Here is a 24,808-nt window from a genome sequence, read left to right as displayed (position 1 = left end):
TGTCATTGGCCGATCGTCATTGGCTCCATCGCGAATGGCCATGCTGGGGGAAAGCATGCACGCACATCGAGACGGCGTTGCCGCCGCCGATCACCGACCATTGATCGCCTCAGCCGTCTGCATCGGCGCATCCCATGATCTCGACAGCGGTCGATCCGTCCTGCGGCAGCTCGTCTGCAGCCGAGCCGCCACGCAGAACGGCGTTATCCCTTCGGAGGGTTTGGCGACCGATTTTGGTACAGCGCTACGCGCTTGCCGCGACATTCATGCTGCATGCAGCCCACGCATCGCATTGCAGCAGGAAGATGAACGCTGCGCGCAAGGCATCGCCCTGCAAGCGTCACAAGTTTGCCGCTCGCAGATCGTCATGTTGCAGTGCCGGAGAGGCGCGGCCCCGGTATTGCCCGGATGTGGCGAGCAAGTGACATTTCTTGGAAATGAGCGAAGATAGATAGAGATTCGCACAAATTACAGGCAAGTGCCTGTTCGTAGTTCAACGAGTGCCTACCTTGTACGTTGCGTCGTGTCGGCACCCGGGTGTCCAATGATCTTCATGTGCTCACGCTGATTCGAGAAGCGGCCTGAGGAACGGTCCGGTAACTGCTTTCGTTTCAGCTTGTAGCGGAACTCACGCGGAGAGGGATCATGTACAACGATTCTCTATTCAACGCTTTCGCTCGGTCGTTCGAGGCGAGAAGCCAGCACGACATGTCGATGGCGGAATATCTGGAATCGTGTCGAAGCGATCCCATGAGATACGCGAATGCGGCCGAACGGTTACTAGCGGCGATCGGCGAGCCCCAGACGATTGACACGGCCAAGGACCCACGCCTTGGCCGTATTTTTTTGAACCGCACCATCCGCACCTATCCGGCCTTCGCCGGCTTCTACGGCATGGAAGAAACCATCGAGCGCATCGTCGGTTTCTTCCGGCATGCGGCGCAAGGTCTCGAAGAGCGCAAGCAGATCCTCTATCTGCTCGGACCGGTCGGCGGCGGCAAATCCTCGCTCGCCGAGCGGCTCAAGTCGCTGATGGAAGTGCAACCGATCTACGTGCTCAAGGCCGGCGACGAACTGAGTCCGGTTTTCGAAAGCCCGCTCAGCCTGTTCGATCCTGATCAACTTGGGCCGATACTGGAAGAGAAGTACGGCATTCCGCGCCGCCGTCTGACGGGCTTGATGAGCCCATGGTGCTACAAGCGGCTCGAGGCCTTCGGCGGCGACATCTCGCAATTCCGCGTCGCCAAGATCCAGCCGTCGCGGCTGCGCCAGATCGCAGTTGCCAAGACCGAGCCCGGCGACGAGAACAACCAGGACATCTCCTCGCTGGTCGGCAAGGTCGATATCCGCAAGCTCGAGACCTATGCGCAGAACGATCCCGATGCGTACAGCTATTCGGGAGGCCTCAACCGCGCCAACCAGGGCATCCTCGAATTTGTCGAGATGTTCAAGGCGCCGATCAAGATGCTGCATCCGCTGCTGACGGCGACGCAGGAAGGCAACTATATCGGCACCGAGAATATCGGCGCGATCCCGTTCACCGGCGTCATCCTCGCGCACTCGAACGAGGCCGAGTGGACGAGCTTCAAGTCCAACAAGAACAACGAAGCCTTCATCGACCGCATCTGCGTCATCAAGGTGCCTTACGTGCTGCGGGTCACCGAAGAGCAGAAGATCTACGAGAAGCTGATCCAGGGCTCCGAGCTGGCGTCGGCGCCGTGCGCGCCGTCGACGCTGGAGACGATGGCGCGGTTCTCGGTGATGTCGCGCCTGCGCAAGCACGAGAACTCCACGCTGTTCGGCAAGATGCGGGTCTATGACGGCGAGAGTCTGAAGGAATCCGATCCGAAGGCGCGCAGCGTCCAAGAATATCGCGACGCCGCCGGCATTGACGAGGGCATGGACGGCGTCTCCACGCGCTTCGCCTTCAAAATCCTGGCTGCGACCTTCAACCACGACCCACAGGAGGTCGCCGCCGACGCCGTGCACCTGATGTACGCGCTGGAGCAGTCGATCCGCCGCGAACAGCTGCCCGAGGAAGTCGAGAAACGCTATCTCGAATTCATCAAGGCCGACCTCGCGCCGCGCTACGCCGAGTTCATCGGCAACGAGATCCAGAAGGCCTATTTGGAATCCTACTCGGACTACGGCCAGAACCTGTTCGACCGTTACGTCGACTACGCCGACGCCTGGATCGAGGACCAGGACTTCAAGGATGCCGACACCGGCCAGCTGCTCGATCGCGAACTGTTGAACCAGGAATTGACGAAAATCGAGAAGCCGGCGGGCATCGCCAACCCGAAGGATTTCCGCAACGAGGTGGTCAAATTCTCGTTACGGGCGCGGGCCCAGAACGGCGGCAAGAATCCGACCTGGATCTCCTACGAGAAGATTCGCGATGTGATCGAAAAGCGGATATTCTCTCAGGTCGAGGACCTGCTTCCGGTCATCTCGTTCGGTTCGAAGAAGGACGGCGAGACGGAGAAGAAGCACGGCGAGTTCGTCGCACGCATGGTGGAGCGCGGCTACACCGAGCGTCAGGTTCGCCGACTGGTCGAATGGTACATGCGCGTGAAGCAAGCCGGTTGAGGCGGATGAGAAAGTGGCCATTCACATTATTGACAGGCGCCTGAATCCAGGCGGCAAGAGTCTTGAGAACCGCCAGCGGTTCTTGCGTCGGGCCAAGTCCCTGGTGCAGGGCGCCGTCAAGAAGACCTCGCAGGAACGCGACATCAAGGACGTCCTGGAGGGTGGTGAGGTCACAATCCCGCTGGACGGCATGCACGAGCCGCGGTTCCGCCGTGAAGGCGGGACGCGCGACATGGTGCTGCCCGGCAACAAGAAGTTCATCGAGGGCGACTATCTGCAGCGCTCCGGCCAGGGCAGCGCCAAGGATTCCGGTCCCGGCGAAGGCGACAGCGAAGACGCTTTCCGCTTCGTGCTCAGCCGCGACGAGTTCGTCGATCTCTTCCTCGACGATCTCGAGCTGCCGGATCTTGCCAAGCGCAAGATCGCTCAGACCGAGAGCGAAGGCATCCAGCGCGCCGGCTACACCACGTCAGGCTCACCCGCCAACATCTCGGTCAGCCGTACCGTAAAGCTCGCGCTCGCCCGCCGCATCGCGCTCAGGCGTCCCAGCAAGGAGGAGATCGACGAGCTGGAGGCCGCGATCGCCGCCTGCACCGACGAGGACGAGCGCGCGGAACTCGTCGCCCGGCTCGAAAAGCTGAAGGCGAAGACCAAGCGCATTCCCTTCATCGATCCGCTCGACATCCGCTATCGCCGCTACGAGAAGGTGCCGCGGCCGGTGGCGCAAGCCGTGATGTTCTGCCTGATGGACGTCTCCGGCTCGATGTCCGAGCACATGAAGGATCTGGCCAAACGCTTCTACATGCTGCTCTACGTGTTCCTGAAGCGGCGCTACAAGCATGTCGAGATCGTCTTCATTCGCCACACCGATCGCGCCGAGGAGGTCGACGAGCAGACCTTCTTCTACGGCCCGGCCTCCGGTGGCACGCTGGTCTCCAGCGCGCTGCAGGCGATGCACGAGATCGTGCGCGAGCGCTTCAGTCCGGCGGACTGGAATATCTACGCCGCGCAGGCCTCCGACGGCGACAACTCCTATTCCGATGGCGAGCTCACCGGCCTTCTGCTGACCGAAAAAATCCTGCCGGTCTGCCAGTTCTTCGCCTATCTCGAGGTCGGGGAATCCGGCGGCAGCGCCTTCGATCTCTCCGATTCCTCGCTCTGGACCCTCTACGAGCGCCTGCGCAATAGCGGCGCAGCGCTCTCGATGCGCAAGGTCAGCGAGCGCAGCGAGATCTTTCCGGTGTTCCACGATCTGTTCCAGCGCCGCGACACTGCCCAGGAGAAAGCCGCTCCATGACGGAACGCTTGTTCGAAGGCGCCGATTGGGATTTCCACACCTTGCAGCGCATCACCGATGCTTGCGAGGAGGTGGCGTTGAAGGATCTCGGGCTCGACGTCTACCCGAACCAGATCGAGGTGATCACCGCCGAGCAGATGCTGGATGCCTATTCGTCCGTCGGCATGCCGCTGTTCTACAAGCACTGGTCGTTCGGCAAGCATTTCGCGTATCACGAGGCGTCGTACCGCAAGGGCCTGATGGGCCTTGCCTATGAGATCGTGATCAATTCCTCGCCCTGCATCTCCTACCTCATGGAGGAGAACACGGCGACGATGCAGACGCTGGTGATCGCGCACGCCGCCTTCGGCCACAACCACTTCTTCAAGAACAATTACCTGTTCAAGCAGTGGACCGATGCCGAAGGGATTCTCGACTACCTGGATTTCGCCAAGAACTACGTCATGCAGTGCGAGGAGCGCTACGGCCGCACCGAGGTCGAGCGCACGCTCGACGCCGCGCATGCGCTGATGTCGCACGGCATCGACCGCTATCCCGGCAAGAAGCAGCTGGACCTGCGCGAGGAGGAGAAGCGGGCCGGGCGCCGCCGCCAGCACGAGGAGGAAGTCTTCAACGACCTCTGGCGTACCGTGCCCAAGGGCGCCTCGAAGGCCCGGACCGCGATCTCGCTTGAGCGTCGCCGCAAGCTGCTCGGCCTGCCGCAGGAAAACCTGCTCTACTTCCTGGAGAAGAGCGCGCCGCGCCTGGCGCCCTGGCAGCGCGAGCTGCTGCGTATCGTCCGCCACATCGCGCAATATTTCTATCCGCAGAGCCAGACCAAGGTGATGAACGAGGGGACGGCGACCTACGTCCATTATCGCATCATGACCCAGCTGCATCAGCAGGGCCGCATCTCCGACGGCAACTTCCTCGAATTTTTGGGATCGCACACCAACGTGGTGTTTCAGCCCGAATTCGACGATCAGCGCTTCTCGGGCTTCAACCCCTATGCGCTGGGCTTCGCCATGATGCAGGACATCGAGCGCATCGTCACCAGTCCGTCGGACGAGGACCGCGAATGGTTCCCTGATATCGCCGGCAAGAACGACGTGATGGGCGTGCTGCGCGACGTCTGGGCCAACTACCGCGACGAAAGCTTCATCGCCCAGTTCCTGAGCCCGAAACTGATGCGGCAACTCCGCATGTTCCATCTGCACGACGATCCCGAAGAGCGCGCCGGCATCCGGGTCGATGCCATCCACGACGAGCGCGGCTTCCGCCGCGTCCGCCGCGAACTGGCGCGGCAGCACGACGTCGGCTACATCGACGCCAATATCGAGGTGGTCGATGTCGATCTCTCCGGCGACCGCCGGCTGATCCTGCACCACCGCGTCATCAAGGGCTCGCAGCTCAACGAGACCGATACCAAGCGGGTGCTCCAGCATCTCGCCGATCTCTGGACCTATGACGTCGCGCTGATCGAGGTCGACGGGAGTGACAAGGTGCTGCGCGAATACGTCGTGAGCCCGCGCCCGATCCCGGCGGCGGTGGCCTGAGGCGGCCGATTGCGCGGAGCGCCTGATGCCGTGAGACTCGGCTGTCGCCCCAACGAAGGTGCGTTCCCTCCCCCCTTGTGGGGGAGGGCTAGGGAGAGGGGTAGCCCAGCAATAGGTGCTGGTTGTCGACGGTGCATCGAGGGCCGGCGCGACGGAAAGAATCCCCGTGCGGCACCCCCCTCCCTGACCCTCCCCCACAAGGGGGGAGGGAACGGAGAGAGTGTTGCCGTCGGCTGAACCCGGTCTTGAAACTCATCACGCTGTCTTCTTCGCTGGCTTCTTCTTGGCCTTCGACGCGTTCAGCTCCACGGCCGCGCGGATCAGTGCCTTCAACGCCTTCTCGTTGATCTCAGCGCCCTCGGGAAGATCGATCGCACGCCGCACATTGCCGTCGAGGCTGGAGTTGAACAGGCCGGCCGGGTCATCCAGCGCCGCGCCCTTGGCAAAGGTCAGCTTCACCACGGCCTTGTAGGTCTCGCCGGTGCAGATGATGCCATCGTGCTCCCACACGGGAACGCCGCGCCATTTCCATTCCTCGACCACGTCAGGATCGGCCTCCTTGATCAGCGCGCGGATTCGCTTCAGCGTCTCGCCGCGCCAGTCGCCGAGCTCCCTGATCCTGCCATCGATCATCTTGGAGGGCGAAGGTGCGCCTGCGTCCTTCGCGCTGGTCTTCTTTGCAGTCACTGCCTTCTTCATGATCGCGCCTCGCTGCGACGGCCAAGATAGGGCAGCGCGAACAGATAGAGCCCGGTCGCGAGCAGCGGAATCAACGGCACGAGGGCCAGCAAGCCGATCCACGGCGCCTGAACCTGCATGGTCAGCGCAACGATGTTGGCGATCACGGCAATCGTGAAAGCAATCGACAGCCAGCGGTGGATCTGTCGAATCCACATATTCGAACTCATCTAGGGTCTCCTGTGAGAATGTTCGGAATGGACGCCCGTGGCGGAGCTACTCCGCCCGCGCCAGCAGCTCGTCCAGCTTGGTGAAAAACTGCTTCCAGCCGGCATGCGCGCCGCCATAGGCCTGCTTCTGGCTGGGACGGAAGCCCGCCTGTTCGACGCGCAGATGCGTGCCTGCGCCTTGCGGGGTGAGCGTGAACGTCACCACGCTCTTGAGGTCGTAAGCCGCGTCCTCGTGCGTAAAGTTCCAGGTGTAGGCGAGGATGCGCTGCGGCTCGATGGCGAGCACCTCGCAATCCAGCACGCCGCCCCATTCGCCGCGCAGATTGAAGCGGTGCCCGACCGTCGGCTTGAAGTCGTTCTTCATCAGCCATTCCTCGATCAGATGCGGCTGCGTCAGCGCGCGCCACAGCCGCTCGGGCGGATAGGAAAATTCGCGCTCGATAACCACGGAACGTGTTTCGGTCGCAGCCTCAGTCATTGGTCCATCCTCTTCAGCAAATCGTCGAGCGCATCGAGCCGGTTCTGCCAGAAGCCTGCCATCTGGCTGGTCCAGTCGATCAGCGGATTGAGCGCACCGGGCTGCGCGCAGTAATGAGTCTGGCGTCCTTCGTGGCGGTCGCGCACCAGGCCGGCCTGCTTCAGCGCGCCGAGATGTTTTGAGACCGCCGGCTGGGAAACGCCCGATCGCGCCGTCAGTGCTCCGACCGTCTGCTCGCCCTCGCGGCACAACCGCTCGAAGATCGCCCGCCGGGTCGGGTCGGCGAGCGTCCGGAACAGGAGATCGGGGGTGGTGGGCATGCGAAATCCATAACCGTGTAGTTATGGGTAAATTCATAACCGTAGAGTTATGGGTATGTCAAGAGCGGCAGGGGGAAGTGACGGAGGTTCGCGCAGCCCTCTCTCCCGTCATTGCGAGGAGCTCGCGACAAAATTGCGTAGCAATTTTGCGCTGATGCGACGAAGCAATCCAGACTGTCTCAACGGAGGGATTCTGGATTGCTTCGCTTCGCTCGCAATGACGGTGGAGGTGGCGGAGGCTACGGCCGCAAATAAAGATACCCCTGCGACTGCAGTTCGGCGAGGCGAACCACGCCGCCTTTCTCCGCGCTCACAAACCCCGGCAGCAGATCCGTCAGCGTGATGTTCTGCGCCTTCATCGTGTTGCCGCAGGCGGCGAGCTCGACGCCGTCCTTGGAGAAATCGCCGATCCGCTTGCTGACATCCGGGTTGGCCTGCGCCCAATGGAACGCCTTCAACGCCGGCCCGTGGATCACCAGCGCGATCGTGACATGGTCGGGGCCGCCGACGCCGTCGATGTGGTTCTGGATGTTGCCGAGCACGAAATTGACCTTGTCGGCGTCGCTGAGGTGATAGACGACCTTCAGCTTGCCTGACTTGGCAGCTTCGGTCGCAGCCTTGGCGCGCGAGGCGGCAAACGCTGCGCCCAGCGCCGAGACGGTGCTCCACAAGATGTTCCGGCGGTTCATGGCGATCTCCTGCACTTTGCCGGAGACATATCACTTATGGCGAAGCGCGGCGAGTTCTTCGCGGTCGTATGCAAGCGGGGCGCACGCACTGTTGTCGGTCCGGTCGAGGCGAAAAATCCCGTCGTCGTTGCCTGCGACCAGGGTGCTGTCGTCGTCTTCGCCCGCCTTGTTGTGCAACCAGACCCTGATGCTTTCCAGTCGCACGATGGCCGATTTGTCGTCCTTCGACAGGGCGATGCCGAGGCCGCCGCCCTCGCAATCGACGCCGCAGCCGAGGCGGACCTCGTCGCCCTCCTTGGTGAACACCGTGTGGTGGCAGGAGCCGCTGGAGTCGAAATCGCTGCTGCGGTGGCGATACCGGAAGCCGAGCCGGAAGGAGTTGTGGAGCTGCTTGTCCTCGCTGTCGGTCTCCGCCGAGACCAGCAGCTTCATCTCGGCGACCTTCTGCTTCGGGTGCCGCGCCAGGTGCTCGGCATCGTAGCGGCGGACGAAACAGGCATAGGCCGTCTTGCCGGGCGTGCCCGCATATATGCGCGCGTTGAAGGCCTCGGTTTCGGTCTTGCTCGCCTCGCGGATGTCGTCGGCCTCCTCGGCCCGGGCGACGCCGATGAAGGCGACAAGAGCAAGCGGAAGGATGAGGGCAAGCTTCATGGTCGCACCGGACACGTCAGCGTATGACGGCCCGCATCGGAGCGGGCCAACTGGCCGTTAGTCGCAAGCCGCACGCCGTGCGTTCAACTGCGCCTCCTGCGGGCAGCCTCGCGCAAGGTTCCAGGCTTAACCGTTGCAAGGGAAGGGCGCGGATAGACCCCAGGTTGTTGCAAATGGCCGGAGGCGATTGAAAATGTCCGAAAGTCAGAACTTGCCCAATCGTGCGATCGGCTATTCGCGAGCCCGGCTGCTGATGTTATTCGGCGGCAGCCTGCTGCTGACGCTGCTCTGCGCAACGCTCGCATTCAGCTGGCAGGAAGGCAAGAACATCACCACGTTCGAGGTCGCCGCCTGCTATGTCGGCGCGGTGTTTTTCGGCCTCGCCACCTGCAGGATGCTCTGGCGGCTGATCTCTGCCAGGCAGCCGGTGGTCTTCATCAGCCGTGTCGGCATTCGCGACACCAGGCTCGCCGACGAGACCATCGCCTGGAGCGCCGTGCGAAAGATTTTTCTATGGCAGCAGCGCGGGCAGAAGTTCGTGGTGCTCAAGGTCGATCCCCTCGTCGCCCAGCGATTCTCCGGAGGGTTTCTGACGCAGGCCCTGTCGATGATGAACAAGGCGCTTGGCACTGACAGCGTGATCGTCAATGCGGGCGGCCTGACCATGAACACAGAAAAACTGCTCGAGGCCTGCAAGCAATATTGGGGCGCCGGAAGGCCGGCTCATGCGGACCACGCCGTGCCAGAGACTGAGCCCGCGCCCGAGCCTGTCAGCTAGACGTGACGGCCAAGGCGAGTCGAATTCAGCCGACAGCACCGCTCTCTCCGTTCCCTCTCCCCTTGTGGGGGAGGGGCAGGGAGGGGGGCGCCACTCGGGGATTCTCTCCATAGCGCACCCGTCCTCGGCGCATCATCAACAACCGACGCCTTTTGCTGGGCTACCCCTCTCCCTAGCCCTCCCCCACAAGGGGGGAGGGAACGCACCTCCGTCGGCGCGCTAGTCGAGGCTCATCCCATCAGGGCTTGGAGTTCGCATTGGCCGAGCCGATCGCATCGACCGATGCAGAGGGCGCCTCACCGCAGCCTGGCGTTGATCTTCTCCGGCACCGCCTCGCCTTAGTCGCAGGTCGAGCCCGAAAGGTTCAGGCAACTCATAAGCCCTTGCTCTCCGAAACCCGCTGTCGGCGGTTGCTTCGACGTTGTTCCAGTTCGTCAATGTGATAGCGTTCACACGCGATTGTTTCTCGACGTCGTAGGCTGGGGCCGCCTCATGTAAGTTTGTGGAGTCCCCCCGCAATGGGCGAAATTCGCAACTTCAGATCCGGGAATCAGAACGAGCCGCCTCCGCACGGAGGAATGCCGCGTCGTCTCGCAGCGATCATAGTCGGTGACATCGCATCCTACAGTCGCTTGATGCAGGCCGACGAGGAAGGCACGCATGTCCGCGTCAAGCGGATCGAGCGGGACCTCATCGAACCCAGCATCGTCGAGCATCATGGAAATTTGGTGAAGACCACGGGCGATGGCTTCATCGCCATTTTCGATAGCCCCGTCGAGGCGGTTCGATGCAGCATTGTCATTCAGCAGAACCTCGTCGGCCGCAATGCCTCGATTCCGAAGGACTCCCGTATCGAATACCGAATTGGCGTCAATCTCGGTGATGTCATCGTTGAGCCGGACGACGTCTACGGCGATGGCGTCAACATCGCCACACGCATCGAGGGCATTGCCGAGCCTGGTCAGGTCTACATCTCGGGCGCGATCTACGAGCAGATCAAGCACAAGGTGGTCTGCGGTTATGAATCGCTCGGAGATCGCAAGGTCAAGAACATCACTGATCCCGTGCGCGTCTATCGCGTGCTGCCGGACGCCGACGCGGTCGGCAGCACGCGGGGCCGGCGCGAGAATACTCTGATCTTTCTCCTGGGCATCACGCTGCTGGTCATTGCCGCTGGCGTGCTCTGGTATCTGCTGGCGCAGCCGCAAGGTCGGCTCCGCGAGCAGGCCGCCGTGCCGACCGCTTCTCCGGCAGCATCACCGATCCCGCAACCGTCACCGCGCGAGGCGGCGACACCGACGCCGCAACCGTCTCCCTCACTGGCATCGGCGCCACCGTCGCCCACTCCGGCACCCAGCCAACCGACGGCGGCACCGGTCCGTGAACCCGAAATGATCGCCATTCGCGGCGGCAGCTTTGCGATGGGAAGCAACGATGATCCGACCGAACGTCCTGTCCACCAGGTCACGGTCAAGCCATTCTCGATCGGAAAATATCCGGTGACAGTGCAGGAATGGAACGAATGCGCCGCCGCCAAGGCGTGCGGATTCACGGCCACCGGCAAAGACGATGCGCCCATCACCAATGTGAGCTGGGCTGACGCTCAGCAATATGCCGCCTTCCTCGCGCAGACAACGAAGAAGCCTTACCGGCTCCCAAGCGAAGCCGAATGGGAGTATGCGGCGCGTGGCGGGACGTCGACAAAGTATTGGTGGGGCGACAAGGCCCAGCAGGGCATGGCCGGGTGCAAGGACTGCGGCGATGCCGTGGCCGAGCAGCCGGCGAAAGTCGGCAGCTTCAAGCCCAATCCTTTCGGTCTCCACGACATGGGCGGCGGCGTCGACCAATGGGTCGAGGACTGCTGGCACAAGACCTATCAGGGCGCGCCCAATGACGGTTCGGCATGGAGCGGTGGGGACTGCGGCTCGCACGTCCTGCGCTCGGGCTCCTGGAAGAACGACTTGAGATACGTACGGCCGTCCAACCGCGACGCTTACGATACCAATGTTCGTTACCCGACGCATGGATTCCGTGTCGCGCTCAGTCCTTAACTGCCGGAGTAGATTCGATGCAAATCCTTCGCTGCGTTGCGCTGTCGGCGGCGCTCGCATTGCTCCCGGGCATCGCCTTCTCGCAGGGGAAGGCTGCTCCAAAGGACGCAAAGGTTTATTTCATAACCCCGTATGACGGGCAGAAGGTGCGCGGCGGATTCCTGGTCCGGTTCGGCTTGCGCAACATGGGTGTGACGCATGCCGGCGACGACTACCAGAACGCCGGCCACCATCATTTGCTGGTCGACGTCAACGACCCTATCGATCCCAAGGAGCCGATCCCGCAGGACAAGACGCACCTGCATTTTGGGGCGGGGCAGACCGAGACTATGCTCGAGCTCCCGCCCGGGACCCACACCCTGCAACTGGTGCTGGGCGATGCGAAGCACTATCCGTTCGACCCGCCTGTCGTGTCGGACAAGATCACCGTGCGCGTCAGGCCTCAGCGCGGCAAATGATCACCGCAGGCTGGCGTTGAACTTGTCCAGTGCCGCCGAGCCCGGGCACAGCGTGTCCGCTTCCAGCGTGTTGAGCGGCGTCTCGACTGTGTTGAGATGGCTGTGCAGATCTTCCGCATCGGGATCGACGTAAAGCAGCCCGGTGACGATCTGGCCCTTGGCGGCGTGCCGCGCGAGGAAGGTCTGGGCCCCTAACCGGTCATGTGGATCGTAATCGGCGTCGATCTTGCGTAGCGCGATCTTGCTGCCGTCATGCTGCTCGACCACCTGCACCGTGCCCGGCGCATAGTCCACAGCGATCGGATCGCGGCCGACCAGTACGTCGAGCCGGTTCACCGCGTCATTGTGTTCGCGGACATAGTCGAAGCTCTTGGTCGAGCCGGCGTGATTGTTGAAGGCGATGCAGGGGCTGATGACGTCGATGAAGGACGCGCCCCTGTGGCCAATCGCGGCCGCGATCAGCGGCACGAGCTGGGCCTTGTCACCCGAGAATGAGCGGGCGACGAAGGTGGCGCCGAGCTGAAGCGCGATCGCGACGAGGTCGATGGCGTTGTCGGTGTTGGTGACGCCCTTCTTGCTCTTGGAGCCGCGGTCGGCGGTGGCAGAGAACTGGCCCTTGGTCAGGCCGTAGACGCCGTTGTTCTCGACGATATAGGTCATGTTGACGCCGCGCCGGATCGAATGCGCGAACTGGCCGAAGCCGATCGAGGCGGAATCGCCGTCGCCGGAGACGCCGAGATAGATCAAATCGCGGTTCGCCAGATTGGCGCCGGTAAGCACGCTGGGCATGCGGCCGTGCACGGAGTTGAAGCCGTGCGAATTGCCGAGGAAGTAGTCCGGCGTCTTCGACGAGCAGCCGATGCCGGAGATCTTCGCCACCCGGTGCGGCTCGATGGAGAGCTCGTAGCAGGCCTCGATGATTGAGGCCGTGATCGAGTCATGGCCGCAGCCGGCGCACAGCGTCGAGATCTTGCCCTCGTAGTCGCGGTGGGTGTAACCGAGCTCGTTCTTCTTGAGGCCCGGATGATGGAATTTCGGCTTTGCAATGTAGGTCATCAGAGCACCTGCGATTCCAGGCCCGTCATGGCCGGGCTTGTCCCGGCCATCCACGTCTTGGCGGCAAGGAAGAAGGGCGTGGATGCCCGGGACAAGCCCGGGCATGACGGAGAGGGTGACGCGCAAATCATGACACGGCCTTGCGGAGCGGGGTCACCTTGAGGTGATCCTGGTGGTCGCCAATGGCTTTTGCGATGTAGCGGGCGGTGATCGGGGTGCCGTCATAATGCACGATCGGCACGAGACGGACGGGATCGATGCCGTTCTCGTTGACGATGAGCTGACGGAGCTGGCTGTCGCGGTTCTGCTCGACGACATAGACGAAGTCGTGCTCGGCGAGGAAGCTCGCGACGCTCGAGTGGAACGGGAAGGCGCGGATGCGCAGGCGGTCGAGCTGATGCCCGCGCGCTTCCAATAGTCCGATCGCCTCGTCCATCGCCGGCGAGGTCGAGCCGAAATAGATCACGCCATATTTGGTCGGCCGTTCCGCATTGGCCTGCAGCGGCCGCGGCACGAGATCCTGCGCTGTCTCGAACTTGCGCACGAGACGCTGCATGTTGTCGGCATAGACCGAACCTTCCTCGGAGTAACGCGCATAGCGATCACGCGACGTGCCGCGGGTAAAATAGGAGCCCTTGGTCGGATGCGTCCCCGGGTAGGTGCGGTAGGGGATGCCGTCGCCGTCGACGTCGAGATAGCGGCCGAAGTCACGGCCTTCTTCCAGCATCTCCGCGGTCATCACCTTGCCGCGGTCATATTGCTTGGAATCGTCCCACTTCAGCGGGCGGCAGAGCCGGTGGTTCATGCCGATGTCGAGATCGAGCATCAGGAAGATCGTGGTCTGCAGCCGCTCGGCGAGATCGAAGGCGGCGGCCGCGAACTCGAAGGCCTCAGCCGGATCTTCCGGGAACAGCAGCACATGCTTGGTGTCGCCATGCGAAGCATAGGCGCAGGCGATGATGTCGCACTGCTGTGTGCGGGTCGGCATCCCCGTGGAGGGGCCGGCGCGCTGGATGTTCATGATCACGGCCGGGATCTCGGCAAAGTAGGAGAGGCCGATGAACTCGGTCATCAAGGAGATGCCGGGGCCGGAGGTGGCGGTGAAGGCGCGGGCGCCGTTCCAGGAGGCGCCAATGACGATACCGATGGAAGCCAGCTCGTCCTCGCCCTGCACGATGGCGTATTTCGCCTTGCCGGTCTCGGGATCGTGCCGGTACTTCTTGCAATGGGCGGTGAAAGCTTCCGCCACCGACGAGGACGGCGTGATCGGATACCAGGCGCACACGGTGGCGCCACCATAGACGGCGCCGAGCGCGGCCGCGCTGTTGCCCTCGATGAAGATGCGGTCGCCGACCTTGTCTGACTTCTTGACCCTGAGACCAATCGGGCATTTCAGGTTCTGCAGCGCCCAGTCGCGCCCCAGATGCAGCGCATGGACGTTGGAGGACAAGAGCTTCTCCTTGCCCTTGTACTGCTCGCCGATCAGCTGCTCTATCAGCTTCGGGTCCATGTCGAGCAGCGCCGAGAGGCTGCCTAAATAGATGATGTTCTTGAACAGCTGGCGCTGGCGCGGGTCGGTGTAGGTCGAGTTGGTGATCGCGGTCAGCGGCACGCCGATCACGGTAATGTCGTCGCGGAATTTGGTCGACGGCATCGGCTTGGTCGAATCGTAGAACAGATAGCCGCCGGGCTCTATGCCGGCGACGTCCTTGTCCCAGGTCTGCGGGTTCATCGCCACCATCATGTCGACGCCGCCACGGGCGCCAAGATGGCCGTCTTCGGTCACCCGCACCTCGTACCAGGTCGGCAGGCCCTGGATGTTGGAGGGGAAGATGTTGCGTGGGGACACCGGCACGCCGTGGCGCAGGATGGCGCGCGCGAACATCTCGTTGGCGCTGGCCGAGCCCGAGCCGTTGACGTTGGCGAAGCGGACGACGAAGTCGTTTACGCTGCTGATCGGCTTTTTGTCGGACATGTCGAACCTGCGTGAGTCATCTCGATGAAATATTTCTGCATGTCCCAGGCACCGGTGGGACAACGCTCGGCGCATAGCCCGCAATGCAGGCAGACGTCCTCGTCCTTGACCATCACGCGCCCGGTCTTGAGGTCGCTGGAGACGTAGAGATCCTGGTCCGGATGCGGCGAGGGCGCCTTCAGGCGCTGGCGCAGATCGTCTTCCTCTCCGTTGTTGGTAAAGGTGATGCAGTCCATCGGGCAGATGTCGACGCAGGCATCGCACTCGATGCAGAGCGAGGTCGAGAACACGGTCTGCACGTCGCAATTCAGGCAACGATGCGCCTCGCCGAGCGCGAGCTTGACGTCGTAGCCGAGCTCGACCTCGGTGCGGATGTCCTTCAGCGCGATCACCTTGTCGCGATGCGGCACCTTGAAGCGTTTGTCGTTGGAGATGTCGTTGTCATAGCTCCATTCGTGGATGCCCATCTTCTGCGAGGAGACATGCACCTCCGGCAGCGGCCGTTCGGTGATGTCCTCGCCCGACAGCATCTTGTGGATCGACAACGCGGCGTCATGGCCCTGTGCCACCGCCCAGATGATGTTCTTCGGGCCGAATGCGGCGTCGCCGCCGAAGAACACCTTGGGGTTCGTCGAAACGAAGGTCTTCGGATCGACCTTCGGCATGTGCCATTTGTCGAACTCGATGCCGCAATCCTGCTCGATCCAGGGGAAGGCGTTCTCCTGGCCGACCGCGACCAGCACGTCATCGCAGGGAATGGTCTGATCGGGATCGCCCGAAGGTACGAGATTGCGGCGGCCTTTGGCGTCGTATTCGGCTTTGACATGCTGAAAGGTGACGCCGATGAGCTTGCCGGCGACATGCTTGAATTCCACCGGCACCATGTAATTGAGGATCGGAATATCCTCGTGAATCGCGTCTTCCTTCTCCCACGGCGAGGCCTTCATCTCCTCGAAGCCGGAGCGCACCACCACCGAGACTTTCTCGCCGCCGAGGCGGCGCGCGGTGCGGCAGCAATCCATCGCGGTGTTGCCGCCGCCGAGCACGATCACGCGCTTGCCGATCTTGTCGGTGTGGCCGAACGACACGGACGAAAGCCAGTCGATGCCGATATGGATGTTGGCGGCTGCTTCCTTCCGGCCCGGAATGTCGAGCTCGCGGCCGCGCGGCGCGCCGGAGCCGACGAAGATCGCGTCGTATTTCTCCGCGAGCAGCGCCTTCATGCTGTCTATTCGGTGACCACCCTTGAAGTCGACGCCGAGATTGAGGATGTAGCCGGTCTCCTCGTCGATCACTGAATTGGGCAGGCGGAATTTCGGGATCTGCGTCCGCATCATGCCGCCGGCTTCGGGATCACCGTCGAACACGGTGCAGTGATAGCCGAGCGGCGCGAGATCGCGCGCCACCGTGAGCGACGCCGGACCGCCGCCGACGAACGCGACGCGCTTGCCGTTCTTGGGTGAGGGCTTCGGCAGGCGTTGAGTGATGTCGTCCTTGAAGTCGGCGGCAACGCGCTTGAGGCGGCAGATCGCGACCGGCGTTTCCTCGACGCGTCCGCGGCGGCACGCCGGCTCGCATGGACGATCGCAGGTGCGTCCCAGAATTCCGGGAAACACGTTCGATTTCCAATTGATCATGTAGGCGTCGCTGTAGCGGCCTTGTGCGATCAATCGGATGTATTCGGGAACCGGGGTGTGCGCAGGACAGGCCCACTGGCAATCGACCACTTTGTGAAAGTAGTCGGGGGCCGCGATATCGGTCGGTTTCATTCCTACCCTGTCCGCACAGGCTCAAAGACCCGGCGGCCTTTTCTTGAGCTTGTCGAACGCTTAACGCGCCGCGATCTGGTTTCTGAATGACGTCATTGGGTTAGCTTATTAGAACCGGTCCGAAGTACAACGGCAAATTTGGGTGATCACCGGCTTTCATAGGAGCTGCGCGCGCACAGCATTAACGCCGCGCGGGCAACCAATGCGGCGGTGCAGCATGCTGCGATGCGGATGGCGCTTCAGCCGTGTGCGATATCGCTCTTCGCGAGGTCCCACATCAGGCTGTACGTGCCGACGGAGACGGGAAGCGGGAAGGGTGCGGCGGCGGGGCCCGTGAAGCGTTCGGCGATGACGGCCGACACCGCGCCGACACGCGTGCCGTCGATCAGCACGAACCAGTCGCGCGCGCCTTCGTTACGCACCGCCGGAATGTCCGCCGTTGCGCCCGACAATTCCGCCTCGCTTTCGAGCAGATGCATGGAGATGATGCCCTCGCGCTCTCCGGGCGCCAGCCTTTCTTGCAGTGCATCACGCCATGCGCCGGCATTGTCGGCACTGGGGCGCAGCCGCACCAGGCCGAGCGCCGCGCCGCGGCCGGTGCCCTTGCTGATGGTGATGCGCGCGACAACGCGCAGCATGTTCTTGAAATGCGCCATGGTCCGCCGCGACCATTCTGTCTGGTTGGCAAGCCGCGCCCGGTAGGCGGGGCTGTCGAGCACCTCTAACGTCGCGGTCGAATACAGCGAGAGATATTTGGGATTGGCAGCGTGCGCGACATAGCGCCGCGCTTCCAGAAAGCCCTCGATCGCAACGCGCTCTTCCAGATGTTCGCGATCGTACCAGCGGTTGAAATCGGCTTCGTCTGCGGCGTCGATGTTCATCGACGTCAGCAGCATGCCTGTCCCGGCGAGCGGCATTTTCTTGTTGTCCTTGTTTCGCGCGTCAGCGCGCGGCCTTCGACGCGAGGTCGGCGATTGACTTCATGACCGCGTCCCGCACGCCGGCATCATAGAGCGAATGCCCGGCTTCTTCCACGATCCTGACCTCGGAACCCGGCCAAACTTTTGCAAGCCGCTCGGATGTCTCAGGAGGGCACAACAGATCGTAGCGGCCCTGCACGATGATGCCGGGAATGCCGGCGAGCCGGCCGGCGTTTCGCAACAGCTGGTTCTCGGTCATGAAGCTGTCGTTGATGAAGTAATGCGCTTCCATGAACGGTGTCGCCGGCAATGTGCGCCAGACATTCAGCGAGCCCAGGTCGATCCGCGTCTTTGCCGGCTTGTGCTCCGACAGCGCGCGCTCGGTATCGTGCCAGGCGCGCGAGGCGGGTCCATGCACGGCCGGATCGGCATCGAGGATGCGGCGATAATAGGCTGCCATCGGCTGCGCGCGTTCTTCCGGCGGCAGCACGCTCAGAAAATCCTCGTGCAGCGCCGGATAGAACTGCGCCAGGCGCGAGGTGAAGGCCGTCTCGACTTCCGCCTGCGTGCCCAAGAAGGTCGCGCGTAGCGCAATGCCGGAGACGCGTTCGGGATGGGCTTGTGCGTAAGCCAGCGCCAGCGTCGCGCCCCAGGAGCCGCCGACCACCATCCAGCGTTCGAAGCCGAACTTTTCGCGGATCTTCTCCATGTCCGCGATCAGATGCGCCGTCGTGTTGTGTTCGCGTGAGCCTTTCGGCCGGCTGCGGCCGCAGCCGCGCTGGTCGAGCAGCACCGCATGCATACGCTCGGGATCAAAAAGCCGGCGATGATCCGGCTGGCAGCCGCTGCCGGGCCCGCCATGCAGATAGATTGCGGGGATGCCCTCGGTGCGGCCGACGCTCTCGACATAGAGCTCGTGGCCGTCGCCGACATCGAGCATCTCGGAGGTCAGCGGCGCAAAGGGATCGGCACGTCTGGCCGATGTGGCCGCGTCGGCGTCAGGCGTCATTCCCGGATTCCAGAGTGCCGCCGGCAAAATTGCGATAGAGGAAGCGGTTGGTCTCGCCCTCGGCCTCGCGCTCGGCCTGCTTGAAGATGGTCTCGTGCAGCGGCGACAGCGCGCAGGCGGGATCGGTGTTGGCGGCGTCGCCCGTCAGCGCAAAGGCCTGGCAGCGGCAGCCGCCGAAATCGATCTCGCGGAATTCGCAAGATTTGCACGGCTCCTTCATCCAGCCGGTGCCGCGATAGCGGTTGAAGGCATCCGAGTTCTGCCAGATCCAGGCGATCGAATGGTTGGAGCGCACGGACAAGAAGTCGAGCCCGGTGATGCTCTCGGCGGCGTGGCAGGGCAGCACCTTGCCGGCGGGCGAGATGTTGAAGAACTGGCGGCCCCAGCCGCCCATGCATTTCTTCGGCCGCAACGCATAATAGTCGGGCACGACGTAGTCGATCGCAAGCGTCCCCTTCAGCCGCTCGCGCGCCTCCTCGACGATGCGGGTACATTCGTCGAGCTGTGCCACCGTCGGCATCAAAGCGGCGCGGTTCTTCAGCGCCCAGCCGTAGTACTGCACATTGGCGACCTCCAGGCGGTCGGCGTCGAGATCGATCGACATCTGGATGATGTCGGGGAGGTGATGCAGGTTCTGGCGATGCATCACCGCGTTCACGGTGAGCGGCAAATCCAGCTCGCGCGTCCACTTCGCGACCTCGAGCTTCTTGCGGTGGCCGCCTTTGTAGCCGGCAACGCGATCGGCGAGGCCCTCTTCGATGCCCTGAAAGGAGATCTGCACATGGCAGAGCCCGGCATCGGCAAGATCGCTCAGCCGCTCGCGCGTCAGCAGCACGGCCGAGGTGATCAGATTGGTGTAGAGGCCAACGTCGCTGGCGTGCTTCACCAGCTCGACCAGATCCTTGCGCGCCGTCGGCTCGCCGCCGGAGAAATGAACCTGGAGCACGCCGATCTCGGCGAGCTCGCTCAGCACCTTCTTCCATTCGTCCGTCGTGAGCTCCTTGCCGGAGCGATCAAGCTCGACCGGGTTGGAGCAGTACGGACATTGCAGCGGGCAGCGGTGGGTGATCTCGAGCAGCACCGCGAGCGGAATGCCAAAGGTCTCCGCCGTCGAGCGGCTCTTCTCCAGCACCGCGAGGCTGTCGCTGGCGTCAGGCGGGATGATCGGGAGCACATCGCTCATGGCGTCTTCTCCCGGGCCTCGGTCAGAAAGCCCTTGTCGGCGAGATCCTGCAGCATGACGATGACGTCGGCGAGAATGGCTTCGCGCGGGGCGGCGTATTTCGCCGCCAGCTGGTCGGATACGTCGCCGACACTGCGCTTGCCGTCGCAGAGATGCAAGACCTCGACCGCGATCTCATCCGGCGCCAGCACGCGTTCCGGCGCCAGGATCACCCAGACCTTTCGCGTCTCGTCATACTTCAGCTTGGCATGCCGCGGCAGCACGGGGCGGCTTGCTTCGCTGACGCTGATGTTCCGCGGCCCGGCCATTGCTCTCGTCCCTCAACTCGCCTTTTTAGATTCTTGGGGCACGAACGCCCCCGGCGGAATGTTGCCTTCGACATAGGCGTGCTGAAGCGCATCGAGCTGCACCCACAGCACGTTGGTCTTGAAGATCAGCGCATTGCACACCTGCGCGCGCTGCTCCGGCGTCGTGGCGTGCGCCTTGACGTAGTCGAGCGCAAAGCCGGCATCGCGCGGCGCCTGCGCGAGGCGGCGCTTGAAATAGCTCATGATGTCGGGGTTGACGAAGTCATAGTGCTCCAGCATGCCCGAGATGCGCTCCTCGTGCAGGTTCGGCGCGAACAATTCGGTGAGCGAGGAGGCGATCGCCTCCAGCGGGCTCTTTTCGCGGCAGTAGTGGACGTAAGCCTCCACCGCAAAGCGCGTCGCCGGCAGAATGCCTTCGGTCGATTCCACGTAAGCCGTGTCGAGCCCGAGACCTTCGGTCAGCTTCAGCCAGCGCTCGATGCCGCCCTCAGAGCCGACATCACCATCATGGTCCTCGATGCGGTGGCGCCATTCCAGCCGCGTGGCGCGGTCGCGGAAGCGCGAGATCACCACCGCGTCCTTGATCGGGATCGTGCTCTGGTAATAGTAGCGGTTCAGCGCCCAGGCCTGCACCTGGCCCTTGCTCAGCTTGCCGCCATGCAGCAGCTTATGGAACGGATGCAGGCTGTGATAGCGCGTCGCCCCGATATGGCGCAGCGTTGCCTCGAGCTCCTCGGCCGAGTTGAGCTTGATGTCCTTGCCGATCGAGAGCGCAGTCATTCCAGTCATGGACGCGGCATTCACAGCACGATCTCCGTTCCGTCGGCGGGTATCTGCCAGCCCGCCGCCTCGGCCGTCTTGCGTTCAGGCGAGGAGGGCAGCAGCGCCGGGTTCGAGTTATTGATATGGAGAAACATCTTCCTGTCGAGTGTGAGGTCGGCCAGCCGCGCAATCGCGCCATCGTGACCGGACATCGCGACATGGCCCATGCTCTTGCCGGTCTTGTGGCCGAGCCCGGCCCTGATCATCTCGTCGTCCTGCCAGACCGTGCCGTCGAAGAACACCAAGGCGGCGCCGTCAATCTCGGCCTTCAGCGCATCGGTGACCTCGGCGCAGGCGGCGATGAAATAGAAGCACTTGCCGGTCGACTTGTCGGTGATCTTCAGCCCCAGCGTATCGCCGTCGCCGCTTTCGCCGCCGGGATGCGCCTTGCCTTCGAGATACCAGGCCGACTTCCCCGGCACGGCGAAGGGCAGCACCTCCAGCCCCGAGCGCGCGCCGTCGGTGAGGCGCGGCTCAAAGGGCTCGCCGATGCCGATCGGCTGGCGCTTGACGTTCTTCTCGTTCAGCACGTTGAAGATGCTGTTGCTGGCCAGGATCGCCAGCACCTTCTCATGCGCATAGACCGTGAAGGGCGAACCCTCGCGCATCGACAGCAGTCCGGCGACCGCATCCACTTCGCTGTTGGTCAGGATCACGCCTGCAACAGGCGTATGGCGCAGCGCGCCTGCCTTGGGATGCAGTTGCGGCGTGGCATTCAATTGCTGGCGAAGGTCGGGAGAGGCGTTGATCAGGAACCAGTTCTCGCCGTCGCCGCTGAAGGCGACCGAGGCTTGGGTTCGATAAAGCTCATGGCCGTGGTGACGGGCTGCCCGGCAGCCCTCGCAACCGCAATTCCATTGCGGGACTCCGCCGCCGGCCCCGGCGCCCAGGACGACGACGCGAAGCATGATCCGTCTCCTGGAGGCAACGTCGCCAGGTGGATCCTAGGGCCAACACAGTTTCCATCATCCGGAAACCGATCGTGACCGGCAGACCCACCTGCGCAAAACGCATACTCACCAACCGCTTATTTGCGGGTGGCGCTCACATACATGTTGATTTCCATGCCGCACGGCACTTCGACGATCTTGGGGGCTTTCCAGGCCATTTCGGCTCTCCATTTTCGCGATTTCGGACGTATCCGCCCGGGGGTTAAATTACTGCGCGCGCAAAAGTTCGCCAGTGAAATTTTCCCGAGCACAGGCATATTGCGCCGCGAAAAATGCGCCGGGAACAGTACTTTCTGGTGATATGGCCTTGCGCTCGGCGCATTCGGTCGCGAACCCTGTCCTGATAAAGCAGTTGTGAGTGCAGTGCAGCTTTCAATCCGATACAGGCGGCTCTAGCTGGATCTCGTGATGCCCAAATATTTCTTCAACACCCGTATCGGCGATGAATTGATCGTGGATCCCGATGGCGAGGATCTGCGCAACCCTGATCGTGCCTGGGAGGTTGCCCGCCAGATGATCCTGGAGGTAGTGAAGTCCGAAGGCGCCCAGCCGGCGCTCATGGAGGCGGTGATCGAGGTCACCGACGTCGAAGGCGAGATCGTGCTGGAGTTTCCCTTCACCGAGGCGCTGCTGGACATGCCGGACCAGTCGGCGACGCGGCATTAAGCCCCCAATTCTCTCCGCCGTCATTGCGAGGTGGCCTTGCGACGAAGCAATCCAGACGGCCTCCGCGGTGGCAGTCTGGATTGCTTCGCGGAGCCTGTCATCGGGCCGCGCTTCGCGCGGACCCGTTGGCTCGCAATGACTGGTTTCCCCTGCGAAATCCGCATGGCTTTGCTGCGTTCCCGGCGCTAAAAGACGCCGGTCATACGGAGCAAATCATGCAAGACCTCTGGCGCCTGTCGGCCGCCGACCTCGCCACCCTCGTCAAAGCCAAAAAGGTGTCCGCCCGGGAGGCGGCCAAGGCCGGGCTCGACCGCCTGGACGCTGTCAATCCCAAGCTCAACGCCGTGATCGACCACCGGCCCGAGGACGTGCTCAAGCAGGCCGACGCCGTCGATGCTGCCATTGCCAGGGGCGAGGACCCCGGCGTGCTCGCCGGCGTGCCCGTCACCATCAAGGCCAATGTCGACCAGGAAGGCTTTGCCACCACCAACGGCCTCAAGCTGCAGCGCGACTTGATCGCACGCGAGGACAACCCGGTGGTCGCCAATTTCCGCAAATCGGGTGCGGTTCTCCTTGGGCGCACCAATTGCCCGGCGTTCTCCTACCGCTGGTTCACCACCAACCTTGTCCACGGCGACACCAAGAATCCGCGCGATGCGTCGCTGACCCCGGGCGGCTCGTCCGGCGGCGCCGGCTCGGCGGTCGCGGCCGGCATCGGCCATATCGCCCATGGCACCGACATCGCCGGCTCGATCCGCTATCCCGCCTATGCCTGCGGCGTGCACGGCCTGCGGCCGACGCTTGGCCGCATCCCCGCTTTCAACCCGGCGCTGCCGGAGCGCCCGATCGGGCCGCAGATCATGGCGGTGTCGGGACCGCTGGCGCGCACCGTGAATGACCTCCGCATCTCGCTCGCTGCGATGTCGGCCCGCGACGTCCGCGATCCCTGGTTCGTGCCGGCGCCGCTGGAAGGCCCGGCCGTGCCGAAGCGCGCCGCGCTCTGTCTCAACCCGGACGGCCTTGCGACCACGCCTGAGGTGAAGGCAGCCGTGACCGACGCCGGCAAGCGCCTCGAGCGTGCCGGGTGGACCGTCGAGGTGATCGAGAACACTCCGCCGATGCGCGAAGCCGTCGAGTGGCAGCGCAAGCTCTGGCTCGGCGATGGCTACGAGGCCCAGCTGGAAATGGCCGAGCGCGAGGGCGATCCCGGCGCACTGGCGTGCCTGCGCGGCAACCGCGCCAAGGTCACGCCGATGGACCAGGCCAATTACGCGCAGGCGCTGACCCGCCGCGCCACGCTGACCCGCGACTGGATGCTGTTCTTCGAAAAATATGCCGTCGTGCTGACGCCGGTCTCCGGCGAGTTGCCGTTCCCCGATCATCTCGACCGCAAGGACGCCGCCTCGTTCGAGCGCGTCTGGGAGGCGCAGCTGCCGCAGATCGCGACGCCCTTCATGGGCCTGCCGGGCCTCGTGGTCTCGACCGGCCTCGTCGGCAAGACGCCGGTCGGCGTGCACATCGTCTCCGGCCGCTATCGCGAGGATCTGTGTCTGCTCGCCGGCGAAGCGATCGAAGCAGGCGGCGTACCGCCGTCGCCGATCGACCCCGTGGGTTAGTGATGTCTGCGATCTACGACTTCAAGGCCAATTCGCTTGCCGGCGACGAGGTGCCAATGCGCCAGTTCGAGGGGCAGGTGCTCTTGATCGTCAACACCGCGAGCAAATGCGGCTTCACGCCGCAATATCGCGGCCTCGAGGATCTGCATCGCGATCTCTCGCCGCGCGGCTTCTCGGTGCTCGGCTTTCCCTGCAACCAGTTCGGCGCGCAGGAGCCGGGGCAGGCGAGCGAGATCCAGTCGTTCTGCTCCACCAATTACGACGTCACCTTTCCGCTGTTCGAGAAGATCGACGTCAACGGCGCCCACGCGCACCCCTTGTACGAGTACCTGAAACGTCAGCAATCCGGCCTGCTCGGCGCCTCCATCAAATGGAATTTCACCAAATTCCTGGTGGACCGTGCCGGCCACGTGATCGCGCGCTACGCGCCGACCGCGCGGCCGGAAGGATTGCGGCAGAAGATCGAGACCCTGTTATGAGCGAGACAATCATGAGCGACGAATTTCCGGACCGCCTGTCGGTCGACCCGAACAGCCCCTATTACAACGCCGACATCCTGTCGCGCGACGTCGGCATCCGCTTCAAGGGCATCGAGAAGACCAATGTCGAGGAGTACTGCATCAGCGAAGGCTGGGTCCGCGTTGCCGCCGGCAACGCCAAGGACCGCTACGGCAATCAGCTGACCATCAAGGTGCACGGGTCCGTGGAGCCGTACTTCCGGGACAAGAAGTAAGCGCGCTCTCCCCGTCATTGCTGTGCGAGGAGCCCACACTCTCTCCT

At 63.2% G+C, this 24,808-nt stretch carries 26 protein-coding genes; 10 read left to right on the top strand and 16 right to left on the bottom strand.

Annotated features, from left to right (window positions below):
* Positions 1 to 645 precede the first annotated feature (645 nt).
* Genes ACLFLU_RS32745 through ACLFLU_RS32735 form a run of 3 tightly spaced genes read left to right on the top strand, consistent with a single transcriptional unit; the run spans position 646 to position 5,421 of the window.
* On the top strand, positions 646 to 2,589 hold the full coding sequence (locus ACLFLU_RS32745) for a PrkA family serine protein kinase (protein WP_426408839.1): 1,944 nt from the start codon (positions 646 to 648) through the stop codon (positions 2,587 to 2,589).
* A gap of 19 nt (positions 2,590 to 2,608) precedes the next feature.
* On the top strand, positions 2,609 to 3,886 hold the full coding sequence (locus tag ACLFLU_RS32740) for a YeaH/YhbH family protein (protein WP_426414121.1): 1,278 nt from the start codon (positions 2,609 to 2,611) through the stop codon (positions 3,884 to 3,886).
* Positions 3,883 to 5,421, top strand: coding sequence for a SpoVR family protein (locus tag ACLFLU_RS32735; RefSeq protein WP_426408838.1), 1,539 nt, complete (start codon positions 3,883 to 3,885; stop codon positions 5,419 to 5,421). Before ACLFLU_RS32740 ends, ACLFLU_RS32735 begins: the two co-directional genes overlap by 4 nt.
* A 255-nt stretch (positions 5,422 to 5,676) precedes the next feature.
* Here the strand turns inward: ACLFLU_RS32735 and ACLFLU_RS32730 are convergent, their stop codons facing one another.
* The 6 genes from ACLFLU_RS32730 to ACLFLU_RS32705 form a co-directional block, all read right to left on the bottom strand.
* Positions 5,677 to 6,120: a DUF1801 domain-containing protein gene (locus ACLFLU_RS32730; RefSeq protein WP_426408837.1), complete on the bottom strand. Its 444-nt coding sequence runs from the start codon at positions 6,118 to 6,120 to the stop codon at positions 5,677 to 5,679.
* The gene (locus ACLFLU_RS32725; protein WP_426408836.1) at positions 6,117 to 6,329 is read right to left on the bottom strand and encodes a hypothetical protein; all 213 of its coding nucleotides are present in this window, start codon (positions 6,327 to 6,329) and stop codon (positions 6,117 to 6,119) included. The genes ACLFLU_RS32730 and ACLFLU_RS32725 overlap by 4 nt, the downstream gene beginning before the upstream one ends.
* A gap of 46 nt (positions 6,330 to 6,375) precedes the next feature.
* On the bottom strand, positions 6,376 to 6,807 hold the full coding sequence (locus tag ACLFLU_RS32720) for an SRPBCC family protein (RefSeq protein WP_426408835.1): 432 nt from the start codon (positions 6,805 to 6,807) through the stop codon (positions 6,376 to 6,378).
* Positions 6,804 to 7,127, bottom strand: a complete 324-nt coding sequence (locus tag ACLFLU_RS32715) for an ArsR/SmtB family transcription factor (protein WP_426408834.1) — start codon at positions 7,125 to 7,127, stop codon at positions 6,804 to 6,806. The genes ACLFLU_RS32720 and ACLFLU_RS32715 overlap by 4 nt, the downstream gene beginning before the upstream one ends.
* A gap of 239 nt (positions 7,128 to 7,366) precedes the next feature.
* A complete protein-coding gene (locus tag ACLFLU_RS32710; RefSeq protein ID WP_426408833.1) occupies positions 7,367 to 7,816 on the bottom strand; it encodes a DsrE family protein in 450 nt (149 codons plus the stop codon).
* A 30-nt stretch (positions 7,817 to 7,846) separates the two neighbouring features.
* Complete coding sequence (locus ACLFLU_RS32705) at positions 7,847 to 8,467, bottom strand: hypothetical protein (RefSeq protein WP_426408832.1); 621 nt, start codon at positions 8,465 to 8,467, stop codon at positions 7,847 to 7,849.
* Between the two features lie 193 nt (positions 8,468 to 8,660).
* On the opposite strand from ACLFLU_RS32705, the gene ACLFLU_RS32700 reads away from it, so the two are divergent.
* From ACLFLU_RS32700 to ACLFLU_RS32690, 3 genes are all read left to right on the top strand, one after another.
* On the top strand, positions 8,661 to 9,245 hold the full coding sequence (locus ACLFLU_RS32700) for an STM3941 family protein (protein ID WP_426408831.1): 585 nt from the start codon (positions 8,661 to 8,663) through the stop codon (positions 9,243 to 9,245).
* A 518-nt stretch (positions 9,246 to 9,763) separates the two neighbouring features.
* Entirely contained in the window at positions 9,764 to 11,296 is a 1,533-nt protein-coding gene (locus ACLFLU_RS32695; protein ID WP_426408830.1) for an SUMF1/EgtB/PvdO family nonheme iron enzyme, read from the top strand.
* 17 nt (positions 11,297 to 11,313) lie between these two features.
* Positions 11,314 to 11,754: a DUF4399 domain-containing protein gene (locus tag ACLFLU_RS32690; RefSeq protein ID WP_426408829.1), complete on the top strand. Its 441-nt coding sequence runs from the start codon at positions 11,314 to 11,316 to the stop codon at positions 11,752 to 11,754.
* Here the strand turns inward: ACLFLU_RS32690 and ACLFLU_RS32685 are convergent, their stop codons facing one another.
* From ACLFLU_RS32685 to pqqA, 10 genes are all read right to left on the bottom strand, one after another.
* Positions 11,755 to 12,810, bottom strand: coding sequence for a 2-oxoacid:ferredoxin oxidoreductase subunit beta (locus ACLFLU_RS32685; protein ID WP_426408828.1), 1,056 nt, complete (start codon positions 12,808 to 12,810; stop codon positions 11,755 to 11,757). It lies immediately after the preceding gene.
* Positions 12,811 to 12,937: 127 nt separating this feature from the next.
* On the bottom strand, positions 12,938 to 14,785 hold the full coding sequence (locus ACLFLU_RS32680) for a 2-oxoacid:acceptor oxidoreductase subunit alpha (protein WP_426408827.1): 1,848 nt from the start codon (positions 14,783 to 14,785) through the stop codon (positions 12,938 to 12,940).
* Positions 14,755 to 16,554, bottom strand: a complete 1,800-nt coding sequence (locus ACLFLU_RS32675; RefSeq protein ID WP_426408826.1) for an FAD-dependent oxidoreductase — start codon at positions 16,552 to 16,554, stop codon at positions 14,755 to 14,757. Before ACLFLU_RS32675 ends, ACLFLU_RS32680 begins: the two co-directional genes overlap by 31 nt.
* A gap of 239 nt (positions 16,555 to 16,793) precedes the next feature.
* Positions 16,794 to 17,471 (bottom strand): hypothetical protein, encoded by a 678-nt coding sequence (locus tag ACLFLU_RS32670; RefSeq protein WP_426408825.1) that lies wholly within the window; start codon positions 17,469 to 17,471, stop codon positions 16,794 to 16,796.
* A 25-nt stretch (positions 17,472 to 17,496) separates the two neighbouring features.
* A complete protein-coding gene (gene pip / locus ACLFLU_RS32665; RefSeq protein ID WP_426408824.1) occupies positions 17,497 to 18,483 on the bottom strand; it encodes a prolyl aminopeptidase in 987 nt (328 codons plus the stop codon).
* A complete protein-coding gene (gene pqqE / locus ACLFLU_RS32660) occupies positions 18,473 to 19,666 on the bottom strand; it encodes a pyrroloquinoline quinone biosynthesis protein PqqE (RefSeq protein ID WP_426408823.1) in 1,194 nt (397 codons plus the stop codon). Before pqqE ends, pip begins: the two co-directional genes overlap by 11 nt.
* Positions 19,663 to 19,974: a pyrroloquinoline quinone biosynthesis peptide chaperone PqqD gene (gene pqqD, locus ACLFLU_RS32655; protein ID WP_426408822.1), complete on the bottom strand. Its 312-nt coding sequence runs from the start codon at positions 19,972 to 19,974 to the stop codon at positions 19,663 to 19,665. Before pqqD ends, pqqE begins: the two co-directional genes overlap by 4 nt.
* A 12-nt stretch (positions 19,975 to 19,986) precedes the next feature.
* Positions 19,987 to 20,778, bottom strand: a complete 792-nt coding sequence (pqqC, locus tag ACLFLU_RS32650) for a pyrroloquinoline-quinone synthase PqqC (protein WP_426408821.1) — start codon at positions 20,776 to 20,778, stop codon at positions 19,987 to 19,989.
* On the bottom strand, positions 20,775 to 21,704 hold the full coding sequence (gene pqqB / locus ACLFLU_RS32645; RefSeq protein WP_426408820.1) for a pyrroloquinoline quinone biosynthesis protein PqqB: 930 nt from the start codon (positions 21,702 to 21,704) through the stop codon (positions 20,775 to 20,777). The genes pqqC and pqqB overlap by 4 nt, the downstream gene beginning before the upstream one ends.
* A 119-nt stretch (positions 21,705 to 21,823) precedes the next feature.
* Positions 21,824 to 21,904, bottom strand: a complete 81-nt coding sequence (gene pqqA / locus ACLFLU_RS32640) for a pyrroloquinoline quinone precursor peptide PqqA (RefSeq protein WP_007595659.1) — start codon at positions 21,902 to 21,904, stop codon at positions 21,824 to 21,826.
* A gap of 250 nt (positions 21,905 to 22,154) precedes the next feature.
* Between pqqA and ACLFLU_RS32635 the strand changes: the two genes are divergently transcribed.
* From ACLFLU_RS32635 to ACLFLU_RS32620, 4 genes are all read left to right on the top strand, one after another.
* Complete coding sequence (locus ACLFLU_RS32635) at positions 22,155 to 22,412, top strand: DUF6894 family protein (RefSeq protein ID WP_254133528.1); 258 nt, start codon at positions 22,155 to 22,157, stop codon at positions 22,410 to 22,412.
* Positions 22,413 to 22,627: 215 nt separating this feature from the next.
* A complete protein-coding gene (locus ACLFLU_RS32630) occupies positions 22,628 to 24,028 on the top strand; it encodes an amidase family protein (RefSeq protein ID WP_426408819.1) in 1,401 nt (466 codons plus the stop codon).
* Between the two features lie 2 nt (positions 24,029 to 24,030).
* The gene (locus ACLFLU_RS32625) at positions 24,031 to 24,507 is read left to right on the top strand and encodes a glutathione peroxidase (protein WP_426408818.1); all 477 of its coding nucleotides are present in this window, start codon (positions 24,031 to 24,033) and stop codon (positions 24,505 to 24,507) included.
* Positions 24,504 to 24,761 carry a DUF3297 family protein gene (locus ACLFLU_RS32620; RefSeq protein ID WP_426408817.1) on the top strand — a complete coding sequence of 86 codons (258 nt, stop codon included), beginning with the start codon at positions 24,504 to 24,506 and terminating at the stop codon, positions 24,759 to 24,761. Before ACLFLU_RS32625 ends, ACLFLU_RS32620 begins: the two co-directional genes overlap by 4 nt.
* Positions 24,762 to 24,808: the final 47 nt, after the last annotated feature.

The sequence above is a fragment of the Bradyrhizobium ganzhouense genome (assembly GCF_049949285.1).
GTDB lineage: Bacteria > Pseudomonadota > Alphaproteobacteria > Rhizobiales > Xanthobacteraceae > Bradyrhizobium > Bradyrhizobium ganzhouense.
This window is presented reverse-complemented; position numbering and strand designations above follow the sequence as displayed.